The organism is Streptomyces sp. NPDC059874, assembly GCF_042731135.1.
Lineage (GTDB): Bacteria > Actinomycetota > Actinomycetes > Streptomycetales > Streptomycetaceae > Streptomyces.
Genome location: NZ_JBHWJY010000036.1, coordinates 18,030 through 40,990, shown reverse-complemented (window position 1 = coordinate 40,990; position 22,961 = coordinate 18,030). Strand labels below are relative to the sequence as shown.

Annotated in this window: 21 protein-coding genes; 9 read left to right on the top strand and 12 right to left on the bottom strand. The window is 73.1% G+C overall.

Annotated features, from left to right (window positions below; genetic code table 11):
* Nucleotides 1-7: 7 nt before the first annotated feature.
* The 5 genes from ACFV9H_RS21450 to ACFV9H_RS21430 form a co-directional block, all read right to left on the bottom strand.
* Nucleotides 8-931, bottom strand: a complete 924-nt coding sequence (locus tag ACFV9H_RS21450; protein ID WP_385400491.1) for a dihydrodipicolinate synthase family protein — start codon at nt 929-931, stop codon at nt 8-10.
* Nucleotides 932-1,017: 86 nt separating this feature from the next.
* Nucleotides 1,018-2,505: an NAD(P)/FAD-dependent oxidoreductase gene (locus tag ACFV9H_RS21445; protein WP_385400489.1), complete on the bottom strand. Its 1,488-nt coding sequence runs from the start codon at nt 2,503-2,505 to the stop codon at nt 1,018-1,020.
* A complete protein-coding gene (locus ACFV9H_RS21440; RefSeq protein ID WP_385400563.1) occupies nt 2,486-2,800 on the bottom strand; it encodes a (2Fe-2S)-binding protein in 315 nt (104 codons plus the stop codon). The genes ACFV9H_RS21445 and ACFV9H_RS21440 overlap by 20 nt, the downstream gene beginning before the upstream one ends.
* Before the next feature lie 324 nt (nt 2,801-3,124).
* Complete coding sequence (locus ACFV9H_RS21435) at nt 3,125-4,261, bottom strand: NAD(P)/FAD-dependent oxidoreductase (protein ID WP_385400487.1); 1,137 nt, start codon at nt 4,259-4,261, stop codon at nt 3,125-3,127.
* A 72-nt stretch (nt 4,262-4,333) separates the two neighbouring features.
* On the bottom strand, nt 4,334-6,715 hold the full coding sequence (locus ACFV9H_RS21430) for a collagenase (RefSeq protein ID WP_385400484.1): 2,382 nt from the start codon (nt 6,713-6,715) through the stop codon (nt 4,334-4,336).
* 190 nt (nt 6,716-6,905) lie between these two features.
* Between ACFV9H_RS21430 and ACFV9H_RS21425 the strand changes: the two genes are divergently transcribed.
* Nucleotides 6,906-8,276, top strand: coding sequence for an aminopeptidase P family protein (locus ACFV9H_RS21425; protein ID WP_385400482.1), 1,371 nt, complete (start codon nt 6,906-6,908; stop codon nt 8,274-8,276).
* Between the two features lie 119 nt (nt 8,277-8,395).
* Here the strand turns inward: ACFV9H_RS21425 and ACFV9H_RS21420 are convergent, their stop codons facing one another.
* Nucleotides 8,396-9,304 carry a LysR family transcriptional regulator gene (locus ACFV9H_RS21420; RefSeq protein ID WP_385400478.1) on the bottom strand — a complete coding sequence of 303 codons (909 nt, stop codon included), beginning with the start codon at nt 9,302-9,304 and terminating at the stop codon, nt 8,396-8,398.
* Nucleotides 9,305-9,421: 117 nt separating this feature from the next.
* Here ACFV9H_RS21420 and ACFV9H_RS21415 point away from each other — a divergent pair, with 117 nt between their 5' ends.
* Together ACFV9H_RS21415 and ACFV9H_RS21410 are read left to right on the top strand one after the other, a co-directional pair.
* A complete protein-coding gene (locus ACFV9H_RS21415; RefSeq protein WP_385400475.1) occupies nt 9,422-10,159 on the top strand; it encodes an SDR family NAD(P)-dependent oxidoreductase in 738 nt (245 codons plus the stop codon).
* 45 nt (nt 10,160-10,204) lie between these two features.
* On the top strand, nt 10,205-10,411 hold the full coding sequence (locus tag ACFV9H_RS21410) for a 4-oxalocrotonate tautomerase family protein (RefSeq protein WP_385400473.1): 207 nt from the start codon (nt 10,205-10,207) through the stop codon (nt 10,409-10,411).
* 433 nt (nt 10,412-10,844) lie between these two features.
* Here ACFV9H_RS21410 and ACFV9H_RS21405 read toward each other — a convergent pair whose 3' ends face one another.
* The gene (locus ACFV9H_RS21405; protein ID WP_385400471.1) at nt 10,845-11,243 is read right to left on the bottom strand and encodes a RidA family protein; all 399 of its coding nucleotides are present in this window, start codon (nt 11,241-11,243) and stop codon (nt 10,845-10,847) included.
* Complete coding sequence (locus tag ACFV9H_RS21400) at nt 11,240-12,367, bottom strand: acyl-CoA dehydrogenase family protein (RefSeq protein WP_385400468.1); 1,128 nt, start codon at nt 12,365-12,367, stop codon at nt 11,240-11,242. The genes ACFV9H_RS21405 and ACFV9H_RS21400 overlap by 4 nt, the downstream gene beginning before the upstream one ends.
* Nucleotides 12,368-12,488: 121 nt before the next feature.
* On the opposite strand from ACFV9H_RS21400, the gene ACFV9H_RS21395 reads away from it, so the two are divergent.
* The 5 genes from ACFV9H_RS21395 to ACFV9H_RS21375 all read left to right on the top strand — a co-directional run bounded on the left by ACFV9H_RS21395 (nt 12,489) and on the right by ACFV9H_RS21375 (nt 16,747).
* Nucleotides 12,489-14,117 carry an AMP-binding protein gene (locus ACFV9H_RS21395; RefSeq protein WP_385400465.1) on the top strand — a complete coding sequence of 543 codons (1,629 nt, stop codon included), beginning with the start codon at nt 12,489-12,491 and terminating at the stop codon, nt 14,115-14,117.
* A 4-nt stretch (nt 14,118-14,121) separates the two neighbouring features.
* A complete protein-coding gene (locus ACFV9H_RS21390) occupies nt 14,122-14,922 on the top strand; it encodes a PaaX family transcriptional regulator C-terminal domain-containing protein (RefSeq protein ID WP_385400463.1) in 801 nt (266 codons plus the stop codon).
* A 71-nt stretch (nt 14,923-14,993) separates the two neighbouring features.
* Nucleotides 14,994-15,407, top strand: a complete 414-nt coding sequence (locus tag ACFV9H_RS21385) for a hypothetical protein (RefSeq protein ID WP_385400461.1) — start codon at nt 14,994-14,996, stop codon at nt 15,405-15,407.
* A gap of 42 nt (nt 15,408-15,449) precedes the next feature.
* Entirely contained in the window at nt 15,450-16,289 is an 840-nt protein-coding gene (locus ACFV9H_RS21380; protein ID WP_385400459.1) for a GNAT family N-acetyltransferase, read from the top strand.
* Entirely contained in the window at nt 16,286-16,747 is a 462-nt protein-coding gene (locus tag ACFV9H_RS21375) for a hypothetical protein (protein WP_385400456.1), read from the top strand. The genes ACFV9H_RS21380 and ACFV9H_RS21375 overlap by 4 nt, the downstream gene beginning before the upstream one ends.
* Here the strand turns inward: ACFV9H_RS21375 and ACFV9H_RS21370 are convergent.
* Nucleotides 16,731-18,983, bottom strand: a complete 2,253-nt coding sequence (locus ACFV9H_RS21370) for a bifunctional salicylyl-CoA 5-hydroxylase/oxidoreductase (RefSeq protein ID WP_385400561.1) — start codon at nt 18,981-18,983, stop codon at nt 16,731-16,733. The genes ACFV9H_RS21375 and ACFV9H_RS21370 overlap by 17 nt on opposite strands.
* A 49-nt stretch (nt 18,984-19,032) precedes the next feature.
* Nucleotides 19,033-19,860 carry an enoyl-CoA hydratase family protein gene (locus ACFV9H_RS21365; RefSeq protein WP_329378211.1) on the bottom strand — a complete coding sequence of 276 codons (828 nt, stop codon included), beginning with the start codon at nt 19,858-19,860 and terminating at the stop codon, nt 19,033-19,035.
* 232 nt (nt 19,861-20,092) lie between these two features.
* On the opposite strand from ACFV9H_RS21365, the gene ACFV9H_RS21360 reads away from it, so the two are divergent.
* The gene (locus ACFV9H_RS21360; RefSeq protein WP_385400454.1) at nt 20,093-20,503 is read left to right on the top strand and encodes an ATP-binding protein; all 411 of its coding nucleotides are present in this window, start codon (nt 20,093-20,095) and stop codon (nt 20,501-20,503) included.
* Here ACFV9H_RS21360 and argF read toward each other — a convergent pair whose 3' ends face one another.
* A complete protein-coding gene (gene argF / locus ACFV9H_RS21355; RefSeq protein ID WP_385400451.1) occupies nt 20,504-21,526 on the bottom strand; it encodes an ornithine carbamoyltransferase in 1,023 nt (340 codons plus the stop codon).
* 174 nt (nt 21,527-21,700) lie between these two features.
* Complete coding sequence (locus ACFV9H_RS21350) at nt 21,701-22,930, bottom strand: arginine deiminase (RefSeq protein ID WP_385400448.1); 1,230 nt, start codon at nt 22,928-22,930, stop codon at nt 21,701-21,703.
* Nucleotides 22,931-22,961 lie beyond the last annotated feature (31 nt).

Below are 22,961 nucleotides of genomic sequence, written 5' to 3'. Positions count from 1 at the left end.
CGATTGGTTAGTTGAGGCCCTCGGCGAGGGCCTTTTCGGTGGCGGCGCGGACGGCGGCCTCGATCTCGCCGGTCAGCGGGAAGCGCGGCGGGCGGGTGGCGCCGCCGGGGCGGCCGGCCAGGTCCATGGAGAGCTTGATGGCCTGGACGAACTCGGTCTTGGAGTCCCAGCGCAGCAGGGAGTGCAGGGACTTGTAGAGCGGCAGGGCGGTGGTGAGGTCGCCCGCGACTGCGGCCCGGTAGAGGGTGGCGCAGGACTGCGGGAGGGCGTTGGGGTAGCCGGCGATCCAGCCGACCGCGCCGGCGAGGGCGAGTTCGAGGAGGACGTCGTCGGCGCCGATGAGCAGGTCGAGGCCCGGGGCGAGTTCGGCGATCTCGTAGGCGCGGCGCACGTCGCCGCTGAACTCCTTGACGGCGACGATGGAGCCGTCGGCGTGCAGTCGGGCGAGCAGGGCCGGGGTCAGGTCCACCTTGGTGTCGTACGGGTTGTTGTACGCGACGACGGGCAGCCCGGCGCCGGCGACCTCGGCGTAGTGGGCGCGGACGGTCTCGTCGTCCGCACGGAAGGCGTTGGGGGGCAGGAGGAGGACCGAGCCGGCCCCGGCCTCGGCCGCCTGGTCGGCCCAGCGGCGGGCTTCGGCGCTGCCGTAGGCGGCGACGCCGGGCATGACGCGGGCGCCGTCGCCGGCCGCCTCGACGGCGGTCCGGACGACGCGCGCCCGCTCTTCGTCGGTGAGGGTCTGGTACTCCCCGAGGGAGCCGTTGGGGACCACGCCGTCGCAGCCGTTGGCGATCAGCCAGGCCACGTGTTCGGCGTAGGCGTCGTAGTCGACGGTGAGGTCCTCGCGCAGCGGGAGCGCGGTGGCGACCATGATGCCGTGCCAGGGGCGGGTGCGGGGCGGGATGGGCGCGGGGGTGTGCGCGTGGTTCATGGGTGAGCTCCCTAGAGTGGTGTGTGACATTTTACTAGTGGGTGTGAGGCGGCCACAAGGGCCCGGAGGGGGCGGATCGACTCGGATCAGCCGACGGCGGGAGGAAGTTCGGGCGGAAGTTCGGGCGGAAGTTCGGCGAGGTGGCGCAGCGGGACCGGGCAGGAGAACGGGCGCCGGTCGGGGGCCGGCTCCTGCCCCGCGAGGGCGGCGATGGCGGGGCCGCACATCCGGCCCTGGCACCAGCCCATGCCGGCCCGGGTGAGGAGTTTGACCGTACGGGCGTCCCGCGCCCCGAGGCCGCCCGCGGCCTCGCGGATCCGGCCGGCCGGGACCTCCTCGCAGCGGCACACGAGGGTGTCGTCGGGGAGCCAGCCCGTCCAGGCCCGGCCCGGGCGGTGGGCGGAGGCCATCGCGTCGGCGAAGGCGCGCAGCCGGGCGCGGGCCCGGGTGAGGGCGGCGGGGGCGGGCCGTCCGGCGGCCGCGTGGGCGGCGATCTCCCCCTCCGTGAGGGCGAGTTGGGCCCCGCCGATGCCGCCGGTCTCCCCCGCGGAGAGGATGCCGGGCACGGAGGTGCGGCCCTCGGCGTCCAGGTCGAGGGCGACCGTGCCGTCGGGGCTCCGGCGGGTGGCGCAGCCGAGGCCGGTGGCGAGTTCCAGCTGGGGGACGAGCCCGTGGCCCACGGCCAGGGCGTCGCACGGGATTCGGCGGGCGGTGCCGGGCAGCGGGCGCCAGTCCCGGTCGAGCCGGGCCACGGTGACGGCCTCGACCCGGTCGGTGCCGTGCGCCTCGGTCACCGCGTGCCGGGTGAGGAGCCGGATGCGGTGCCTGGCGAGGGCTCCGCCGAAGGTGGCGGCCTCGACGAGCTTGCCGGGGTTGCGCAGCAGGGCGGGGAGGTGTCCGGCGTACGCGGTGTACGCGCCCGCCTCGACCACGGCGGGCACGGCGGCTCCGGCCGCGGAGAGCGACCCGGCCACGGCGAGCAGCAGCGGGCCGCTCCCGGCGACGACCACCCGCTTGCCGGGGAGCACGAGCCCGGCCTTGAGCATGGCCTGGGCGCCGCCGGCTCCGACGACCCCGGGAAGGGTCCAGCCGGGGAAGGGGAGTTGACGCTCGTAGGCGCCGGTGGCGAGGAGCACGGCCGCGGCCCGTACGCCTGCGGCTCGCTCGTCGGGGCCTGCCACGGCGTGCAGGGTCCACTCCGTGGCGGGACCCTTGCCCGGGACTACCGACCAGACGTGGTGGGTCGGGAGGTACGTGATCCGGCCCGCCGCGATATGGGCGCGCAGGGCGGCTTCGCGGCGGGCGAAGGCGGCCCAGCCGTGGTGCAGGGCCTCGGGGCGGGGGGCGCCCAGCTCGGGCGCGGGGCGGCGGTAGTACTGCCCGCCGGGCAGCTCCCCCGCGTCGAGCAGGGTGACGCGGAGGCCGAGGTCGGCGGCGGTGACGGCGGCCGCGAGGCCGGCCGGGCCGGCGCCGACGATCGCCAGGTCTGCGGGGGCCACGGGGCCGGGGCCGGCGGGGCCGGCGGGGCCGGCGGGGCCGGCGGGGCCGGCGGGCTCAGACGGCGAGGTCGGCATGGCCGGTTCCCTCCTGGGTGGTGACGGTGTCGCCCTCGCGGGCGGGGACCAGGCAGGCGCGCTGGTTGGGGCGGCCGTTGACGGTGACGAGGCAGTCGTAGCAGCTCCCGATCCCGCAGAACGCGCCGCGCGGGGCACCGGTCTCGCGGGTGGTCCGCCAGGCGAGGATGCCGGCCGACCAGAGGACGGCGGCGATGGACTGGCCCGCCTGCGCGGGCAGTTCGCGGCCGTCGAAGCCGATGGTGTAGGTGGCCGAAGGGGTGCCGCCGACCAGTGAGCGGGGGGTGCGCATCAGGGGGTCCTCCTCGGGGTGGTGCGGTTCCCCTGCCGGGGGCCGGCCGGGCTGCGTGTGGGGGCCGGGGCCGGGGTGGGGTGTTGTCCGGGACTCATGATTTATGGCGCCCTGGCTGTACCGGTCTGTGCGGGTGGGTGTCGCGCCACAAATCACGTTTTACGTCCCGGACAACACCCCACCCCGTCCCCGTCCCTGGGCGACTTCGGCGAAATTCAGCCTCGCCGGCGTTTGAGGCGCGGGGGGCTGGGGGCTGGGGGCGGAGCCCACCGTTTCGGGAAGGGGCGGGGTGGGGGAACGGCTCCGCGCAGCGGGAGGGTGGCCGGGTCATGTGAAGCGCTCCGGGCGGAACGGGGAGAGGGGGAGCGCGGGTTCGGTTCCCGTCAGGGCGGCGGCGATGAGCAACCCCGTCACGGGGGCCAGCCCGATGCCCGCGCCCTCGTGGCCACAGGCGTGCAGCAGCCCGGGACGGCGGGGGTCGGGCCCGATCGCCGGGAGGTGGTCGGGGAGGTAGGGGCGGAAGCCGTGGTAGGTGCGCAGGACGCGGATGTCGGCGAGGACCGGGAAGAGGGCTGCCGCCTGGGACGCCAGGCGGCGCAGGGCTTCGGTCGAGAGCGAGCGGTCGAAGCCGACGCGTTCGCGGGTGGCGCCGATCAGAACGGGCCCCGATGGGGTGCCCTCGACCACCGCCGAGGACTGGAGCGCGGCGGAGCCGCTGGCCACGTCCGCGATGTAGTCGGCGGCGTAGACCTTGTGGCGGACGACGCGCGGCAGGGGTTCGGTCACCAGGACGAAGCCGCGGCGCGGGAGGACGGGCAGGCTCACGCCCGCGAGTTCCGCGATGCCGCCGGCCCAGGTGCCCGCCGCGTTGATCACGGCCGGGGCGTGGAGGGTGCGGCGAGGGGTGCGGACCCCGCGTACGGTGCCGCCCTCCGTGAGGATGGCCACGACCTCCTCGCCGAGGTGGAGCTCCGCTCCCGAGGCGGCCAGCAGGCGGGCCGCCGCCTGGGCGGGCTGGACCTGGGCGTCCTGGGGGTAGTGGAATCCGCCGGCCAGGCCGGGTGTTAGATGGGGTTCCAGGTCGTGGAGGGCGTCCGCCGCCACCTCGACGGACTCGACGCCGGCCTTGCGCTGGCCTTCCGCGAAGCCGCGCAGGGCGTCGACCGCGGCCGGGGTCGCGGCGACCACGAGGCCGCCCTTGGGCTCGTACTCGATCTCCCGGGGGAGTTCGGCGGCGAGTTCGCGCCAGAGGCGGGTGGACAGCAGGGCCAGGTCGAGCTCCGGGCCGGCCTCCTTGTCGGAGACCAGCAGGTTGCCCTCGCCGGCGCCGGTCGTACCACCCGCGACCGGGCCGCGGTCGACGACCGCCACGGAGAGTCCGGCGCGGGCCGCGTAGTACGCGCAGGCCGCTCCGACGACGCCGGCGCCGATGATCACGGCGTCCAGGGAGTGTCTCTTGAGCACGGCAGTAATATGTCACATTCTTTAGGGGCTGCCCAGACCGGTCCCGCGGATGCGGGACCGGTCCGGTACGGATCAGCTGCGGAGCGGGCCCTCGCAGCTGTAACCGGAGGTCCCGGCCACCTTGTTGGACCAGATCTCCACCGGGCCGAAGGAGCAGTTCATGTCGGCCAGGTTGTTCGAGGCCGCGCCGGCCCGGTCGAGGATGAAGTAGTCGACCGTCTCGGACATGTCCTTGAAGTTCTGGTCGTCGCTGCGCCAGTTCTTCAGGTTCGCGGTGATGCGTCCGGTACAGGTGAAGCGGCGCTTGCCGGGCTCCCCGTTCTCCACGCAGTCGGGGGTGTTGTACGTGGCCGTGGCGAAGGCCGACTTCACCGAGGAGAGCGCCGAGTCGCGCAACTGCTCGTTCGGGGTGTAGGCGGTGTTCGGCACGTAGAGCTGGTCGACCTTGGCGATCTGCGCGTCCAGGAAACGGTCGTAGTCGCGCTGGAGGTAGGTGTCCGCGCCGAGGCGGTGGCGCCAGGCGTCGTACGCCGCCACGTCGTTGGCCCGAAGGTGCGTGTACATCTCGCGCAGCAGTGAGGGCTTCTCGGTCCACAGGAACTCGAAGAACGTGCCGGCGTAACTGTAGAAGCGGAAGCCGTCGCCGTCGTAGGTGGCGTTCAGCAGCTGCTCCACCGACATGCGGGGGCCGCCGCCCGCGGTGTCGTTGATGATGCTCTTGACCAGGGACTTGCGAACGGCGATGCCGTTGTCGCGGGTGGCGCCGTCGAAGAACTCGGCGGTGCCCTCGTCCATGGCGGTCGTACGGTCGCCCTCGTACCAGGGGCCTTCGCCGAAGAAGCCGGGGACGGCGTAGCGGCCGTTGAGGTAGTGCGTGTACTCGTGGCGGAAGAGCTCTTCGAGGGTGAGCGAGGAGTCCTGCGGGACGCGGCGCTGGTAGGTGTAGAAGGTGGCGCCGTTCTCGATGTAGATGCCGCCGTTGTTGGTGCCGTAGCCCGTCAGGATCGGGTGGTAGTTCTCGTAGTCGGCGCGGGAGGCGTAGAGCACGATGTTCAGGGTGGCGTTGGGGTCGCCCGCGAGCGGCTGGTCGGTGCCGAGGACACGGTGGTACTGCGCCTTGACCTGCTTGCTCGCGTAGTAGAGCTGGTCGACGGTGGCCCGGTCGAGGCCGGTGCGGACCTTGATGGCGCCGTTGTCGTAGGTGTAGGTGTACGGGAAGATCTGCTTCTCGATGTCCTCCTTGCAGACCCCGTACTGCTTGCACGCCTCGTAGAAGTTGAGCCAGGAGACGATCTTGGCCCAGGGCTCGGTACCGAGGGCGGTCTTCACCGGCCCCAGCATCGCGCCGAGGTCGGCGACGACCTGGTCCTTGAGACCCGCGACCTGGCCGAACCGGGCGTACTCGCCGATGGCGTCGCGCGCCACCCAGGCGTTGCCCGTGCCCTTGAGGTGGGTGTAGTTCGCGAAGGCCTTGAAAGTGGCGCGGTAGGAGGCGTCGGCGGCCACGGCCGTGTGGAAGGCGGCGTCGTTGTTGCCCGGGTAGACGCCGAGGTAGTTGACGGACAGGGCGGCGAGGGCGGCGCCCGCCCAGCCGGCGTCGAGGTTGGTAGCCGGGTGGGCCGGGTCCATGGTGGCCAGGACCTTCTTGATGAGGCCGAGCTGGTGCTGGCGCAGGCCCGGCGCGCTGCCCGCGTAGAGGGCCTCGCGCAGGGTGCGGGCGTTGGAGGCGGTCACGTCGAAGGTGTGGGCGGCGCCCGCGAAATCGGCGATGGCCCGGCGCATGGCGTCCACGGTCGGGGCGTCGGTGACGTCGATCTCGGAGCGCGAGTAGTCGTGGTAGGCGACCGCGTGCAGGTACGTGAACATCTCCTCCAGGTGGGAGGAGTTACGGCCGTCGTGCGCGGCGGCCAGGCTGGATATTCGCCGGGAGACGGCCTGGACGTGCGCGTCCGACATCACCGGGGCGAGGCGGGCGTCCCAGGTCCAGATGAGGCCGCGCAGGCAGCCGTCGGCGGTGACCGCCTGGTCGGCGAGGAAGTCGGCGAACTGCTCCGGGGAGAGGCCCTTGATCCCGTCGAGGGTGCAGGGGACGCCCGCGGCGACGGTCAACGCGGTCGGGGCCGCCTGGCCGGTGGCCTTGCGGCTCTTCTCGCTGCGCTCGGCGGGCGCGGCGGCGGCCGTGGAGGCACCGGGAACCTTCCCGGCGAGGTCCCTCCCGCCGGGGGCGTGGGAGTCCGCCGGGGTGTCGCCCTTCGCGTTGGCGAGGTGGTCGACCTCGTCGAACGGGTTCGCGGCCGGGGCCCCGCCGGAGAAGGTGCCGGGTACGGCGCTGCCCGTGACGGCGGCGCTTCCCCGGTCTGCGGCCTGGGTCACCGCCTGGCCCGCGGAGGCGAGGAGGGTGACCGTCACGGCCGAGGCGAGGAGGGTCGAACGCACGGTTTTGTGCTTGAACACCGAGAACTCCTGGTTGGAGAGGGTGAAGTGGGGGGTGGTGCGTGAACTGCCCTGGTGCGTGAACTGCCCTGGGTCACACGGCGTTTGACGGGGATTAACGTGCCGCGGTGTGAGCTGTAACATAGTAATGTGAAATTGCACTGACAAGACCTGTGCGCCCATCAGTTCGCGTCTTCTTGAGGGAGCCCCCGTGACCGACACCCCCTCCCGGCTCAACACGGGCAGCCATGACCTGCCCGTATCCCCCGAGTTGTCCCGGTTCATGGCGGGCGCCTGGGCCCCGTCCCCGCTGTCCGGCTCCGAGCGCGTACCCTCGTACGCCGTCACCCCCGCCCGCCGGGCCCGGCTCTCGGCGCTGTTCCCGGGCGAGCGGCTGATCGTCCCGGCCGGTGAGCTGAAGGTCCGCTCCAACGACTGCGACCACCGCTTCCGCCCGCACAGCGCGTACGCCTGGCTGACCGGCCTGACGGGCGAGGACCAGGTCGGGCACGTCCTGGTCATGGAGCCCTCCGGCCCGCCCGGGCACGAGGCGGTGTTGTACCTGCGGCCGCGCTCGCCGCGGGCGGACGGGAACGAGGAGTTCTACCGGGACCGCCGGTACGGGGAGTTCTGGGTGGGCCGCAGGCCCGACCTGGCCGAGGCCGAACGCCTCACCGGCCTGCGCTGCGCCCACCTGGACGCCCTGGGCTCACCGGCCGGCCGCGACGCGTCGCGCGACACCGAACTCGCCGCCGCCCTGTCGGAACTGCGCCTGGTGAAGGACGCCTGGGAGGTCGAGCAGCTCCAACTGGCCGTCGACCACACCACGGCCGGGTTCGAGGACGTCGTACGGGCCCTGCCGCGCGCCCTGGCCCATCCGCGCGGGGAGCGTTGGATCGAGGGGGTCTTCGGCCTGCGCGCCCGGGCCGAGGGCAACGGCACCGGGTACGACACCATCGCGGCGTCGGGCGCCCACGCGTGCGTCCTGCACTGGATCCGCAACGACGGCCGGCTGAACGGGGACGAACTGCTGCTCCTGGACGCGGGCGTGGAGACCGACACCCTGTACACGGCGGACATCACCCGCACCCTCCCGCTGTCGGGACGCTTCTCCCCCGTCCAGCGGCAGGTCTACGAGCTGGTCCTGGCCGCACAGGACGCGGGCATGGCGGCGCTGCGCCCCGGGGCGAGCTTCCGCGACTTCCACCGGGCCGGGATGCGGGTGATCGCGGAGGGCCTGGCGGACTGGGGCGTACTGAAGGACGCCGAGGGCGACCTGCACCGGCGCTACACGCTCTGCAGCAGCGGCCACATGCTGGGCCTCGATGTCCACGACTGCGCGAAGGCCCGGTCGGAGACCTACCTGGACGGCGTCCTGGAGGAGGGTCAGGTCCTGACGGTGGAGCCGGGACTGTACCTCCAGCCGGACGACGAGACCCTCCCGGCGGAGCTGCGCGGCATCGGCGTCCGCATCGAGGACGACCTGGTGATCACGGCGGACGGCGCCCGCCTGATGTCGGGGGCGCTGCCGCGCACGGTCGCGGGCATCGAGGAGTGGATGGGCCGGCTGCTGAACGGCTAGCGCTGTGGCCGGAAAGGTTTGCCGCGGTCCGACAACGCGGCGAGGTGCCGTACCTGGGGGCACCTCCCAGCGGTAGCTGGGGGAGCGCCGTGACCCGGTGAACCTCTCCGGTCACAGCGCTAGGCGGCGCGGGGGGCTTCGAGTCGGCCGACGAGCTCCTCCACGAAGGCGTCCAGGTGTGGCGGCAGCTCGCCGGTCCGGGTGGCGCAGAACCAGGTCCGGGTCAGCGGCTTCGCGCCGATCTGTACGAGCGCGAGACCGTGCGAGCCCGCGTACGGGGCGGCCACCCAGTTGGGCAGCACCGTCACGCCCTGGCCGCCGGCCACCATCTCGACGACCAGGTCGGTCACCACGGGCATCGTGGTGATCCGGCCGGGCCGGGCCCCGACGGGGATCGGCAGCGGCAGGGACGGGATGCGCTTCTGGTCGTAGAAGTCGTAGAGCACCAGGTCGACGCCGTCGAAGTCACGGGCGGTCAGGTACTTGCGACCGGCCCACGCGTGCCCGGCGGGCACCACGGCCACCATCTCGTCGTCGAACAGCCGGGTCAGGGACACCCGGTCCATCTGCACGTCGGGTTTGGTGACGAGCGCGACGTCGACCAGGTCGGCGAGGAGCGCCGGGACCGGCGCGTCGTCGGCGACGGTCTCGATGCGCACGTCGATGCCCGGCTCGCGCTCGCGGAAGGCGCGCAGCACCGGCGGCAGCCACGGGAAGGTGGTGCTGCACTGCGCGGTGAAACGGACCCGCCGGTCGCGCCCGTCGCGGATCTCCCGCAGATCGCGGGTGGCCGACTCCAGTTCGCCGAGGACCTGGCGGGCGGCGACGAGCAGCCGGCGCCCGGCGGCGTTCGGCACCAGCCGGCGGCCCTGACGGTCGAACAGGGGCATGCCGAGGCGGGCTTCCAGCCGGGTCAGCCGCTGACTGAGGGCCGGCTGGCTGACGTAGAGCCGCTCGGCGGCGGCGGTCAGCGAGCCGGCTTCGGCGGTGGCGTCGAGCAGCTCCAGGTCACGCAGGTCCACATCCATAACCATGGATTATCACATGCTTCAAATTCCGTCGTGGTGTTATGGGTTGAGGGACCATAGCTTCGTGGTGTCAGCCGGACGAACCCGTCCGGCGAACCGCACCGAAAGGCATCCACCATGACCACGACCACTGCTCTCGTCACCGGATCCTCCAGCGGCATCGGCCTGGACATCGCCCGGGCCTTCCTGGCGAGCGGCGCGAACGTCGTCCTGAACGGCCGGGACGCCGACCGCCTCGCCAAGACCGCCGCCGGCCTCGGCCATCCGGAGCGGACCGCGTGGGTCGCGGGCAGCATCGCCGATCCGGCGACCGGCGAGGCCCTCGTCCGTACGGCGCTGGAGCGCTTCGGTCGCATCGACGTCCTGGTCAACAACGCGGGCACCTTCGCCCCCAAGCCCTTCACCGAGGTCACGGAGGCCGAACTCGACGGCTTCCTGACGGGCAACCTGAAGGGCACCTACGTCACCACCCAGGCCGTGGTGCGGGCGCTGCGCGCGCAGGGCGAGGGCGGCAGCATCGTCAACATCGGCACCGTCCTGGTGGACCACGGGCTGGCCGGCTTCCCGGCGAGCGCGCCGGTGGTCAGCAAGGCCGGTGTGCACGGGCTGACCACGAGCCTGGCCGCCGAGTTGGCGGCCGACGGCATCCGCGTCAACCTCGTCTCGCCCGGCATCATCCGCACCCCCCTGCACGAGGGCTCCGACGTGGACTCCTTCGGCGGACTCGCCCTCCTGAACCGGGTCGGGGAGGCCTCCGAGATCGCCGAGGCCGTGCTGTACCTCGCGGGCGCCAACTTCGTGACGGGGCACGCCCTGCGCGTGGACGGCGGCCACGTCACCGGCCGCGCCGTCTGAGCCACCGCCCCCGCCCCGCCCCTTACCGGAAGGACTTCCCTCGCCATGCCGTACGTCAACGTCAAGATCACCCGAGAAGGGGCCACCGCCGCGCAGAAGGCCGAGATCATCGCGGGGGTGACCGACCTCCTGGTCAAGGTCCTCGACAAGGACCCGGCCACCACGTTCGTCCTCATCGACGAAGTCGCCCTGGAGGACTGGGGCATCGGCGGCCTCCCGGCGGACGAATACCGCCGCCGGGCGAGCAGCTAGCCGCCGTATACGCTGCGCGGAGCCCCGGGCGCCACCCGCACCCGCGCCTCAAACGCCGGCGGGGCTGGATGCGGCTGATGCCGTCTGCCTCGCGCGGCTCAAAGATCGGGGCTCCGCCCCGTACTCCCCCAGACTCCGTCCGGGGCCCCACGCCTCAAACGCCGGCGGGGCTGGAATTGCCCTGCGGGCATCCAGCCCACCGGGCACAGTCATGGCGCGGAGCGCCATTGCCTGCCCGGGCGCAAGGTCGCGCTGCGCGCACTTGCAGGCTGCCGCCGGGCAAAATCCAGCCCCGCCGGCGTTTGAGGCGCGGGGTACGGGGCGGAGCCCCGATCTTTCAGCCGCACCGGCGATGGAGGCGCACCCACCCAGCCGCGCCGGCGTTTGAGGCGCGGGGGCTGGGGCGGAGCCCCAGGAAGCCTGGTCCGCGGGGCTACGGGAGGACCGCCAGGCCGTCGAGTTCCACCAGGGCCGCCTCGTCCCACAGGCGGACCACGCCGATCACGGCCATCGCGGGATAGTCCCGCCCCGCCAACCGCCGCCATATCCGGCCCAGTTCGGCCGCCTGCTCGCGATACGCCGGCACGTCGACCGCGTACACCGTGACCCGGGCCAGGTGCGCCGGGGTTCCGCCCGACGCGGCAAGGGCCGCCAGGAGGTTGGTCAGCGCCACCTCGAACTGCTCCACCAGGCCCTCCCCCACCACCTTCCCCCCGCCGTCCAGCGCGGTCTGGCCCGCCAGGAACACCAGCCGCGAGCCCGTCGCCACCACCGCGTGGGAGAAGCCCGTCGCCGGCGACAGGGCAGAGGGGTTGATCCGCTCCAGGCTCATCGCGCCGCCACCTCCCGGTAGAGCTCCTTCGCGATGATCGAACGCTGCACCTCGCTCGCCCCCTCGTAGATCCTCGGCGCCCGCACCTCCCGGTAGAGGTGCTCCAGCAGGTGCCCCCGTTGGAGGGCGACCGCGCCGTGCAGTTGGACCGCGTGGTCCACCACGTACTGGGCCGTCTCCGTGGCCAGCAGCTTGGCCATCGCCGCCCGGCGCGGTACGTCGCCCGCTCCCCCGTCGTGCGCCCCGGCCGCCGCGTACACCAGCAGCCGGGCCGCCTCCGTGCGGGTGGCCATCTCCGCCACCCGGTGCCCGACCGCCTGCAATTCGCTCAGGGTCCCGCCGAAGGCGGCGCGGCCCGCCGTGTACGCGAGCGTGGCGTCCAGCGCGGCGCGGGCCATGCCCACCGCGAAGGCGCCGACGCTGGGCCGGAAGAGGTTCAGGGTGTCCATCGCGACGCGGAAGCCGCGTCCGGGCTCGCCCAGCAGGTCACCCCGGCCGACCGGGACCCCGTCGAAGGCGAGGGCCCCGATGGGGTGCGGGGAGAGCATGTCCAGGGGCTCGCCGGTGAGTCCGGGCCGGTCCGCCGGGACCAGGAAGGCGGTGACGCCCTTCGCGCCCGGCCCCTCACCCGTCCGGGCGAAGACGGTGTAGAAATCGGCCTCCGGGGCGTTGGAGATCCAGCACTTGTGCCCGGTGAGGACCCAGCCGCCCCCGGAATCGGGCACGGCCGCCAGTTCCAGGGCCGCCGCGTCCGAGCCCGCCCCCGGCTCGCTCAGCGCGAACGCGGCCACCGCCCGCCCCGCGCGCACCTCCGGCAGCCAGCGCTCGCGCTGTTCGGCGCTGCCCGCCCGCAGTACGGGATACGCCCCCAGCCCCTGGAGGGCGAGCGCCGTCTCGGCCTCCGTGCAACCGTAGGCGAGGGACTCCCGCAGCAGGCACAGCTCCAGCGCGCCCGCCGTGAACACCCGTTCCAGCAGGCCGAGCTCGCCCAGCGCCGTCAGCAGCGGCCGGTTGACCCGGCCCGGCTCCCCCTTCTCTGCCAGCGGCCGCAGCCGCTCGGCCGACAGTGCGCGCAACTGCCCGCACCACTCCTCCTGGTCCACCCCGAGCGCGAATCCGTTCATCCGAACATCCCCGCTTCTATCGCGTCCTGTTGACTGCCGTCACCATCACGATACGCTCGTGATGGTGACCGCACGGCCCGCTCCACCCCACCCGGGACCGTCGCAAGGGGGCGAACCCGCCTTGGACCTGAAGCCTTCCGCTCACACCGACACTTTTGCCCGCGACCATCTGCCACCCGCGGACGCCTGGCCGGAGCTCCTCTTCGAGCTGCCCGAACTGGCCTACCCGGACCGCCTGAACTGCGGAGCCGAGCTGCTCGACGCCACCATCGCCCGGTTCGGACCCGAGGGTCCCGGCCGCCCCGCGTTCCGCACCGGAACCGGCGAGGTGTGGACGTACGGGGGCCTGCGCGAGCGCGTGGACCGGCTCGCCCACGTGCTCACCGCCGACCTCGGCGTCGTCCCCGGCAACCGGGTGCTGCTGCGCGGGCCCACCGGCCCCTGGCTCGCCGCCTGCTGGCTCGCCGTGATGAAGGCGGGCGCGGTGGCGGTGACCGTACTGCCCCAGCAGCGCGCGCAGGAGCTGGCCACGGTCTGCGCGATGGCCCGGGTCGGGCACGCCCTGTGCCACGTGGACGTACTGGACGACCTGGTGAAGGCCGAGGTACCGGGGCTGCGGATCACCGCGTACGGGGGCGGGGCCGAGGACGATCTCCTCCGGCTGGCCGAGAGACACACCGAGCCCTTCGAGGCCGCCCCGACCTCCGCCGACGACGTCGCCCTGATCGCCTTCACCTCCGGCACCACGGGGCGGCCGAAGGGCTGCATGCACTTCCACCGCGATCTGCTCGCCGTGGCCGACACCTTCTCCCGCGGCGTGCTGCGCCCGCGCCCGGACGACGTCTTCGCGGGCAGCCCGCCGCTCGGCTTCACCTTCGGCCTCGGCGGGCTGGTCGTCTTCCCGCTGCGGGCCGGCGCTTCGGCCCTGCTGCTGGAGGAGGCGACGCCGCGGCACCTGCTGCCCGCGCTCGCGGAGCACCGGGTGACGGTGCTGTTCACCGCTCCCACCGCGTACCGGGCGATGCTGGACGCGCTGGGCCCGTACCACGTGGGCATGTACGACCTCTCCGCGCTGCGCCGCTGCGTCTCGGCCGGGGAGAACCTGCCCGCCGCCACCTGGCGCGCCTGGTACGAGCGCACCGGGCTGCGGATCATCAACGGCATCGGGGCGACCGAGCTGCTGCACATCTTCATCTCCTCCGCCGACGAGGACATCCGGCCCGGTACCACCGGCCGGGTGGTACCGGGCTGGCAGGCGCGGGTGGTGGACGCCTCCGGCCGGCCGGTCGCGGACAACGAGCCGGGGTTGCTGGCCGTGCGCGGTCCGGTGGGCTGCCGCTACCTGGCCGATCCGCGGCAGCGGGAGTACGTGAGGGACGGCTGGAACCTGACGGGTGACACCTACGTCCGGGACCCGGAGGGCTATTTCCACTACGTCGCCCGCGCCGACGACATGATCATCTCGTCGGGTTACAACATCGCGGGCCCGGAGGTGGAGGAAGCCCTCATGCGCCACCCGGACGTGGTGGAGGCCGCGGTGGTGGGCCGCCCGGACGAGCGACGCGGGCAGATCGTGGTGGCGTACACCGTCCCGCGCCAGGGCGCGGTGCTCACGGAGGAGGCCCTGCGCGTCTTCATGCGGGCCGAGCTGGCCCCGCACAAGTGCCCGCGCTCCTTCGTTTTCCTGCCCGCGTTGCCCCGTACCGCGACGGGCAAACTGCAACGGTTCCGGCTGCGGGATCTAGAGTGAAGTCGTGGTCGAGCAGCACACTCCGCGATCTCTGATCGTCACCTTCTACGGCGCCTACGGGCGGGCCTTCGACGGCCCGGTCCCGGTGTCCGCGCTGATCCGCCTGCTGGGCGCGGCCGGCGTGGACGCCCCGTCGGTCCGCTCGTCGGTGTCCCGGCTGAAGCGGCGCGGCTTCCTGCTGCCCGAGCGCGCGCCGGACGGCTCGGCCGCGTACGGGCTCTCCGAGGAGGCCCGCGAACTGCTGGAGGACGGCGACCGGCGGATCTACGGGGCTCCGCGCCGGTCCGAGGAGTGGCTGCTGGCCGTCTTCTCCGTCCCCGAGCAGGAGCGCGCCAAACGGCACCTGCTGCGCTCCCGGCTCGCCCGGCTCGGCTTCGGCGCGGTCTCGCCGGGCGTGTGGATCGCCCCGGCCCACCTGTACGGGGAGACCCGGCGCACCTTGGACCGGCTGCACCTGACGGCGTACGTGGAGCTGTTCCGCGGCGCCCACCTCGGCTTCGCCCCGACCGCCGAGTCGGTGTCCCGCTGGTGGGACCTGGCTGCGCTGGCCAAACAGCACGAGGAGTTCCTCGACCTCCACGAACCGGCCCTGCGCGCCCTCCAGTCGGGTCCACCCCCGGAGCCGGAGGCCGCCTACCGCGGCTACCTCCTCGCCCTGGACACCTGGCGCCGCCTCCCGTACGCCGACCCGATCCTGCCCCGCGAGCTGCTGCCGGCGGACTGGCCGGGCGACCGCTCGGCGGCGGTCTTCGCCGAACTCCACGACCGGCTGCGGGACGTCGGCTCCGGGTTCGTGGAACCGTAGCCGCGGCCGGGGCGTCACCTGATCTCGTGACCGGAAGAGAACACCCCCCGCACTGGGTCAGAGTCGAACCCATGCCCACGGACCCGCCCCCTGCCCCGGCCCCGGAGCCGCCCCGCACGTGGCCCGGCGTCCTCTCGGTGATCGCTTCCGGGCTGCTGGGCGCCGCGGCCGGATGCCTGGCGATCGCTCTCTCCTCCCGCGCACGCGCCTACTGCGACGCGGGCTGGGAAGCGGGTGGTGTGGCCGAGCTGACCTTCCTGCTCCCGGTCCTGGTGGTGGGCTTCGCGGTGTGCGCCGTGGTGGTCGCGAGGCTCACGCCGCGCCGGCACCCGCTGCTGCGGATGGTGCCGGTGGTGCTCGTGCTGGCGGTGCTGGTCATCTGGTTCTTCGCCGTCGAGGGCACCCTGGACGGGTATCCGGGGGATTCGGGGCTGTGCGGGCCGGACAACGTGCCGCCGTGGTGGCCGGGGTGGCTGCCCGCGTGAAAAGCGGGTGCACGAGGGTCGGGCCCCGCGCCAGGATGTGCCATGACTTGGACCTTCACCTCTGACCTGGCGGCCTATCTGGCCGCGGCGGGTCCGGCCGTGGCCGCGGAGCCCGTCGCCAATTCCGTCCTGCTCACCGTGACCGACGGGCTGAAGCGGCGCGGGACCTCCGCGTTCGGGTCCGACGAGCCCTTCTTCGGCTGGTGGACCGACGCCGACGGCACCGTCACCGGGGGCCTGCTGTGCACGCCGCCGTTCCCGCTCCTGCTCAGCGCGGTACCCGAGGAGGCGGTCCGGGCGCTGGGGGCCGCGCTGGCCACCGAGCCGCTGCTCGCCGGGCTGCACGGGATCAACGCCCGCCGTCCGGACGCGGAGGCGCTGGCCGAGGCCTGGGGGCGGCCCACCCGGTACGCCGAGGAGATCCGCCTGTACCGGCTGGCCGGGCTGGTCGACCCCGATCCCACCCCGGCCGGGCGGGCCCGGCTCGCCACCGAGGCGGACCTGCCGCTGCTGCTGGAGTGGATCGAGGCCTTCAACCGGGAGGCGGGTGTGCCGGGTCCGGCCTCCGAGGCGATACTGCGCGACCGGATCTCGTACGGCGGGATCCTGCTCTGGGAGGACGCCGGGGTGCCCGTCTCGCTCGCCTCCTTCAACCGCCCCGTCGGCTCCGCCGCCCGCGTCGGCCCGGTCTACACCCCACCCGAGGCCCGCCGTCGCGGGTACGCGGCCGGGGTCACGCACGCGGTGAGCGAAGCGGCGTACGCGTCCGGCGCCTCGGAGGTGCTCCTCTTCACGGACCTGGCCAACCCGACCAGCAACGGCGTCTACCTGCGTCTGGGCTACACCCCGGTCGAGGACCGGGCGGAGGTCGTGCCGAAGTGAGTACGCCGGACGAGCCGGACGAGCCGGACGGGCCGCTCGAACCGCTCTGGATGCTGGTGGCGAACGTCGTCGAGTGGCGCCGCTGCGGCGAGGGCGGGCAGGGGCAGCGCCCGGGCACGAAGACCTTCAAGGGCGGCGCCAAGCTGTACGTCTGCGACCTGGTGGAAGGCCGGGACGTCTGCAGGGTCGTCGGCCGGCCCCGGAACTCGCGGCGCTACGTCCACGGGTACGTCCACGCCCGCCATCTGCACACGTTCCGCCCGAAGTTCGTCCGCAGCCCGGCCGTACTGAGAGCCGCCGAGTGGTCCGGGTTCTGGGGCGAGGGGGCCGCAGCGGACGCGGCCTGGGCGGCGCCCTTCATGGAGCAGCACGCCAGGGAATTGCGCGGCGAGCGTTGGCTCGACTGGCACCACCCCACACCCTGCCTGTGCCACGAGTGCCTCAGCCCCGGCCGGTAGGCGGGGGCCGGCTGCCCGCGCGGTAGGGAGCGGGCCAGGGCGCGGCCGGGCCCTCGTAGGACTGGTCGGCGGCCGCGTGCAGGGTCCAGTGCGGGTCGTAGAGGTGGGGGCGGCCGACGGCGCAGAGGTCCGCGCGGCCCGCCAGGAGCAGGGAGTTGACGTCGTCCCAGGAGGAGATGGCGCCGACGGCGATGACGGGGACGCCGAGGGCGTTGCGGATCCGGTCGGCGTACGGGGTCTGGTACGAGCGCCCGTACTCGGGGGCCTCGTCCGCGACGACCTGGCCGGTGGAGACGTCGATGGCGTCGGCGCCGTGTTCCGCGAAGGCGGCCGCGATCCGTACCGCCTCCTCGGGTGTGGTGCCGCCGGGTGCCCAGTCGGTGGCGGAGAGCCGGACCGTCATCGGGCGGTCCTCGGGCCAGACCGCGCGGACCGCGTCGAAGACCTCCAGCGGGAAACGGAGGCGGTTCTCCAGCGGGCCGCCGTAGGCGTCGTCGCGTTGGTTGGTCAGCGGGGAGAGGAACCCGGAGAGCAGGTAGCCGTGGGCGCAGTGCAGCTCCAGCAGGTCGAACCCGCTGTCGGCGGCGCGGACGGCGGCGGCCGCGAACTCGGAGCGCAGCGCGGCCAGGTCGTCCGCGTCGAGGGCGCGCGGGACGGCCGAGACGCCCGGCCGGTAGGGCAGCGCGGAGGCGGCGACCAGCGGCCAGTTGCCCTCCGGGAGGGGGTCGTCCATGCCCTCCCACATCACCCGGGTCGAGCCCTTGCGGCCGGCGTGCCCGAGCTGGACACCGAGGGCGGTGCCGGGGGCGGAGGTGTGGACGAAGTCGGCGATGCGCTTCCAGGCGGTGGCCTGCTGCTGCGTGTAGAGGCCGGCGCAGCCGGGGGTGATCCGGCCCTCCTCGCTGACGCAGACCATCTCGGTCATCACCAACCCCGCCCCGCCGAGGGCCCGCGCGCCGAGGTGGACGAGGTGGAAGTCCCCGGGCACGCCCTCCTCGGCCGAGTACATGTCCATCGGCGAGACGACGACCCGGTTGCGCAGGGTCAGCCCCCGCAGCCGCAGCGGGGTGAACATCGGCGGGGTGGCCTCGTCCGGGCAGCCGAAGTCCCGCTCCACCGCCCGGGTGAACCGCTCGTCGCGCAGTCGCAGGTTGTCGTGGGTGACCCGGCGGCTGCGGGTGAGGAGGTTGAAGGCGAACTGCCGGGCGGGCTGGCCGACGTACCCCTCGATCTCCTCGAACCAGCGCATGCTTGCGGCGGCCGCGCGCTGGGTGCTGGCGACGGCGGGGCGCCGCTCGGCCTCGTAGGCGGCGAGGGCGGCCGGTACGTCGCCCTTCGCGTCGCCCACCGCTTCGGCGAGCGCGAGGGCGTCTTCCACGGCGAGTTTGGTGCCGGAGCCGATGGAGAAGTGCGCGGTGTGTGCCGCGTCGCCCAGCAGGACCACGTTGCCGTGCGACCAGCGCTCGTTGACGACGGTACGGAACTGCGTCCACGCGGAGCGGTTCCCGCGCAGCGGCCGCCCGTGCAGGGCCTCGCTGAAGGTCTTGGCGCAGCGGGCGGCGGACTCGGTCTCGTCGCACAGGTCGAAGCCGGCCGCCCGCCACACCTCTTCGCGCATCTCGACGATCACCGTGGAGGAGTCCGCCGCGTACGGGTAGGCGTGCAGTTGCATGACGCCGTGCTCGGTCTCGGCGATCTCGAAGCGGAAGGCCTCGAAGGCGAAGTCGGCGGCGAGCCAGATGTAGCGGCAGCGCCCGGGAGTCACGGTCGGTCGGTAGTGCGCGGCCCCGGACTCGCGGACGGTGCTGTGCACTCCGTCCGCCGCGACCACCAGGTCGTACGAGGCGGAGAGCGCCCGCGTGTCGGGGGCCGCCGAGCGGAACCTGAGCCGGACGCCGAGGCCCGCGCAGCGCTCGTGCAGGATCTCCAGCAGCCGGCGCCGGCCGATGGCGGCGAAGCCGTGGCCGCCGGAGGTCAGCAGCCGGCCCCGGTGCACGACGTCCACGTCGTCCCAGCGCACGAACTCCGCGCCGAGGGCGGCGTGGACCACGGTGTCGGCGCGCTCGATGCCGCCGAGGGTCTCGTCGGAGAGCACCACGCCGAAGCCGAAGGTGTCGTCGGGGGCGCCCCGCTCCCAGACCTCGACGGTGTGGCCCTGCCGGGCCAGCAGCGCGGCCGCGTACAGGCCGCCCGGTCCCCCGCCGACGACGGCCACCCGCATGGCGTCGGCGTGCATCGTGCCCGTGGACGTGCGGCCGGCGGACGTTCGGCGCGCGGACATCCGACTACCTGCCCTTCCACTCCGGCGGCCGCTTCCCGGTGAAGGCGGCGTGGAACTCGCGGTAGTCCTGGCCGTTCATCAGCAGGGCCTGGGTGGCGGCGTCCAGCTCGACGGACGCGGCCAGCGGCATGTCGAGCTCGGCGGTGAGCAGCGCCTTGGTCTGCGCGTACGCGAGCACGGGCCCGGCAGCCAGGTGCGCGGCGAGCTCGGTGGCCCGGACGAGTGACTTGCCCTCCTCGGTGAGCTCGCTGAGCAGGCCGATCCGCTCGGCCTCGGCCGCGCGTACGGGCTCTCCGAGCATCAGCAGCCGGGTGGCGTGGCCGAGGCCGACGACCCGGGGCAGCAGGTAGGCGGCGCCCATGTCCCCGCCGGAGAGGCCGACTCGGGTGAAGAGGAAGGCGAAGCGGGCGGTGGGGTCGGCGATGCGGAAGTCGGCGGCGAGCGCGAGGACGGCTCCGGCCCCGGCGGCCACGCCGTGCACGGCGGCGATCACCGGGAAGGGGCATTCGCGGATGGCGCGCACGACCTGACCGGTCATCCGGTTGAAGTCGAGGAGCTGGGCGGTGTCCATGGCGAGGGTGGCGCCGATGATCTCGTCCACGTCTCCGCCGGAGCAGAAGCCGCGGCCCTCGCCGCCGAGCACGAGGGCCCGTACGGAACGGTCGCGGGACAGCTCGGCGAGCAGATCGCGCAGGTCGGCGTAGGCGCCGAAGGTGAGCGCGTTCAGCTTCTCGGGGCGGTCGAAGGTGACGGTGGCGACGCCGTCCTGCCGGGTGAGGCGGAGGTGGTGCCACCGTTCGGTCGCTGCTGTGGAACCGGTGAAGGGGCTCACACCATCGACGGTATCACCGCATCCTGACTGCCGTCATAGAAACGCGACACCTTCGCCCGACCGGACGCCACCGGACGCCACACCCGCCAATGGTCCAGACCTCTTCCCGACCATGGTCCCTTGCGCTTCCGTCGGGGTGCCCTACAGGGCGGTATTTCGCCTTCGTATCGTTGAATCCAGGATTTCCCGATACGGGTCCTGCCCCCACCACCACGGAACGGACGGTCCTGCCTTGCCCGACGCCTCCGCCTGGCGGATCGCCCTGCCCCACACGGCGGCCGCCGTACCCATGGCCCGCGCCCTCGTCCGTACCGCGCTGGCCGAGATCGACACCCCCGCCGACAGCGACACGGCGGAGCTGCTGACGGCGGAACTGGTCGCCAACGCGGTCGAACACACCGACAGCGGCGCCCCGATCGAACTGGTCGTGGAACTCCTGGCGAACGGCTGCCAGGTCGAGGTCCACGACGGCGATCCGCAGCCGCCCGGCGACCTGACGGCACGTCCGGACGACGCGCACCCCGACCCCTGGCAGGAACACGGCCGCGGCCTGCTGCTGATCCGCGCCCTCAGTTCCGCCTGCGGGCACCGCCCCACCGCGCACGGCAAGGCGGTGTGGTTCACACTCCCCGCGCGCGCATGACTATGCGCCAGACTTCGCGGCCGGCTTGGCGAGCGTGGCGACGAGCACGGCCTTGATGGTGTGCAGCCGGTTCTCGGCCTCGTCGAAGACGACGGAGTGCTCCGACTCGAAGACCTCGTCCGTCACTTCGAGCGATTCCAGCCCGTGGCTCTCGTGGATCTCCCGGGCCACCTTGGTGCCGAGGTCGTGGAAGGCCGGCAGGCAGTGCATGAACTTCACGTCCGGGTTGCCGGTGGCCCGCAGCACGTCCATCGTGACGGCGTATGGGGACAGGGCCGCGATCCGCTCGTCCCAGACCTCCTTGGGCTCGCCCATCGACACCCAGATGTCGGTCACGACGAAGTCGGCCTGGGCCACCCCCTCCGCGATCTCCTCGGTCAGGGTGATCCGCGCACCGCTCTCCGCCGCGAGCCCGCGCGCCGCGGCCACGACCGGCTCGGCCGGCCAGTAGGCCCGGGGCGCGACGATCCGTACGTCCATGCCCAGCAGCGCGCCGGTCACCAGGTACGAGTTGCCCATGTTGAAGCGGGCGTCGCCGAGGTAGGCGAAGGAGATCCGCTCCAGCGGCTTGGCGCTGTGCTCGGTCATGGTGAGGACGTCGGCCAGCATCTGGGTGGGGTGCCAGTCGTCGGTCAGGCCGTTGAAGACGGGCACGCCGGCGAAGGCGGCGAGCTCCTCGACGGTCTCCTGGCTGTCACCCCGGTACTCGATCCCGTCGAACATCCGGCCGAGCACCCGGGCGGTGTCCTTGACCGACTCCTTGTGGCCCATCTGCGAGCCGGAGGGGTCGAGGTAGGTGGTGTGGGCACCCTGGTCGGCGGCGGCGACCTCGAAGGCGCAGCGGGTGCGCGTCGAGGTCTTCTCGAAGATCAGGGCGATGTTCCTGCCCTGGAGATGGCGCTGCTCGATCCCGGCCTTCTTGGCCGCCTTCAGGTCTGCGGCGAGCTCGATCAGGCCGCGGAACTCGGCGGCGGTGAAGTCGAGCTCCTTGAGGAAACTGCGGCCTGTGAGGTCGGTGGCCATGGGGTCGCTCCAGCGTCACGGTAACAGGGGATGATGGAAGTCTATACGAGATACCGCATTGATATACATGCACACCCCGACCATCCCCGCATCGCCGCGGCCGGCCCCGCAACGCCCCCGGACGCCCCGGCGCCGACAGCCCGCGGCACCCCGCCCTCCCGCACCGGGCCCGGCCTAGGCCACGGCGTCGCGTTCGACCGGGCAGCTCATGCAGCGGGGCCCGCCGCGGCCCCGCCCCAGCTCGCTGCCCGGGATCTCGATGACCTCGATGCCCTCCTTGCGCAGGTGGGTGTTGGTCGTCACGTTCCGCTCGTACGCGACCACCACCCCCGGCTCCACGGCGAGTACGTTGCACCCGTCGTCCCACTGCTCGCGCTCCGCCGAGTGCACGTCCTGGGTCGCGGTCAGCACCCGGATCGAGTCCAGGCCGAGCGCCGCCGCGATCGCCCGGTGCATGTGCTCCGGCGGATGGTCGGTCACCTTCAGCTCGCCCGGCCCGTCGCCCGGCTCGATCGTGTAGGAGCGGAGCATGCCGAGCCCGGCGTACTGAGTGAACGTATCTCCGTCGACCATCGTCATCACCGTGTCCAGGTGCATGAAGGCCCGCCGCTTCGGCATGTCGAGGGCCACGATGCTGCTCGCCGAGCCCGCGGCGAACAGGCCCCGCGCCAACATCTCCACCGCCTGCGGGGTGGTCCGCTCGCTCATCCCGATCAGCACCGCGCCGTTGCCGATGACGAGCACGTCGCCCCCCTCGATCGTCGACGGGTAGTCCACCTGCCCCTGAGACCAGTAGTGGAAGGCCCCGGAGGAGGTGAACAGCGGGTGGTGCTTGTAGATCGCCTCGAAGTGCACGGTCTCGCGCTGCCGGGCCGGCCAGCGCATCGCGTTGATGGACACCCCGTCGTAGATCCAGGCCGAGGTGTCCCGGGTGAAGAGGTGGTTGGGCAGCGGCCCCAGCAGGAAGCCGTCCAGCTCCAGGGCGTGGAACCGTACCGACACCGGTTCGGCGTGCCGCTCCAGGTACTCGCGCTTGGTCATCCCGCCGACCAGCGCCTCCGCCAGTTCCGCAGAGGGCAGCCCGTCGAAGACCGACCGGAGGTGATCGGTGGCGAGCGGCCCGTACTCCTTCTCGTCGAAGACCCGGTCCAGTACGAGATGTCTCGCCTCCGGGATGGCCAGCGCCTCGCACAGCAGGTCACCGAAGAGGTGGACCTCCACGCCCCGGTCGCGCAGCACGTCCGCGAAGCCGTCGTGCTCCTGTCGGGCCCGGCGCACCCACAGGACGTCGTCGAAGAGGAGTGCGTCCTTGTTGCTCGGTGTGAGCCGCTTCAGCTCCAGGTCGGGCCGGTGGAGGATGACGCGGCGGAGCCGCCCGGTCTCGGAGTCGACATGGAATCCCATGCCGTACACGTTCCCAGACCGGGCGGCTTTT

What these genes read in the sequence shown, in the direction of transcription:
- ACFV9H_RS21450 (WP_385400491.1), bottom strand. Translation starts at nt 931, where the DNA reads ATGAACCACGCGCACACCCCCGCGCCCATCCCGCCCCGCACCCGCCCC.
- ACFV9H_RS21445 (WP_385400489.1), bottom strand. Translation starts at nt 2,505, where the DNA reads ATGCCGACCTCGCCGTCTGAGCCCGCCGGCCCCGCCGGCCCCGCCGGC.
- ACFV9H_RS21420 (WP_385400478.1), bottom strand. Translation starts at nt 9,304, where the DNA reads ATGGATGTGGACCTGCGTGACCTGGAGCTGCTCGACGCCACCGCCGAA.
- ACFV9H_RS21415 (WP_385400475.1), top strand. Translation starts at nt 9,422, where the DNA reads ATGACCACGACCACTGCTCTCGTCACCGGATCCTCCAGCGGCATCGGC.
- ACFV9H_RS21410 (WP_385400473.1), top strand. Translation starts at nt 10,205, where the DNA reads ATGCCGTACGTCAACGTCAAGATCACCCGAGAAGGGGCCACCGCCGCG.
- ACFV9H_RS21405 (WP_385400471.1), bottom strand. Translation starts at nt 11,243, where the DNA reads ATGAGCCTGGAGCGGATCAACCCCTCTGCCCTGTCGCCGGCGACGGGC.
- ACFV9H_RS21400 (WP_385400468.1), bottom strand. Translation starts at nt 12,367, where the DNA reads ATGAACGGATTCGCGCTCGGGGTGGACCAGGAGGAGTGGTGCGGGCAG.
- ACFV9H_RS21385 (WP_385400461.1), top strand. Translation starts at nt 14,994, where the DNA reads ATGCCCACGGACCCGCCCCCTGCCCCGGCCCCGGAGCCGCCCCGCACG.
- ACFV9H_RS21380 (WP_385400459.1), top strand. Translation starts at nt 15,450, where the DNA reads ATGACTTGGACCTTCACCTCTGACCTGGCGGCCTATCTGGCCGCGGCG.
- ACFV9H_RS21370 (WP_385400561.1), bottom strand. Translation starts at nt 18,983, where the DNA reads ATGCACGCCGACGCCATGCGGGTGGCCGTCGTCGGCGGGGGACCGGGC.
- argF (WP_385400451.1), bottom strand. Translation starts at nt 21,526, where the DNA reads ATGGCCACCGACCTCACAGGCCGCAGTTTCCTCAAGGAGCTCGACTTC.
- ACFV9H_RS21350 (WP_385400448.1), bottom strand. Translation starts at nt 22,930, where the DNA reads ATGGGATTCCATGTCGACTCCGAGACCGGGCGGCTCCGCCGCGTCATC.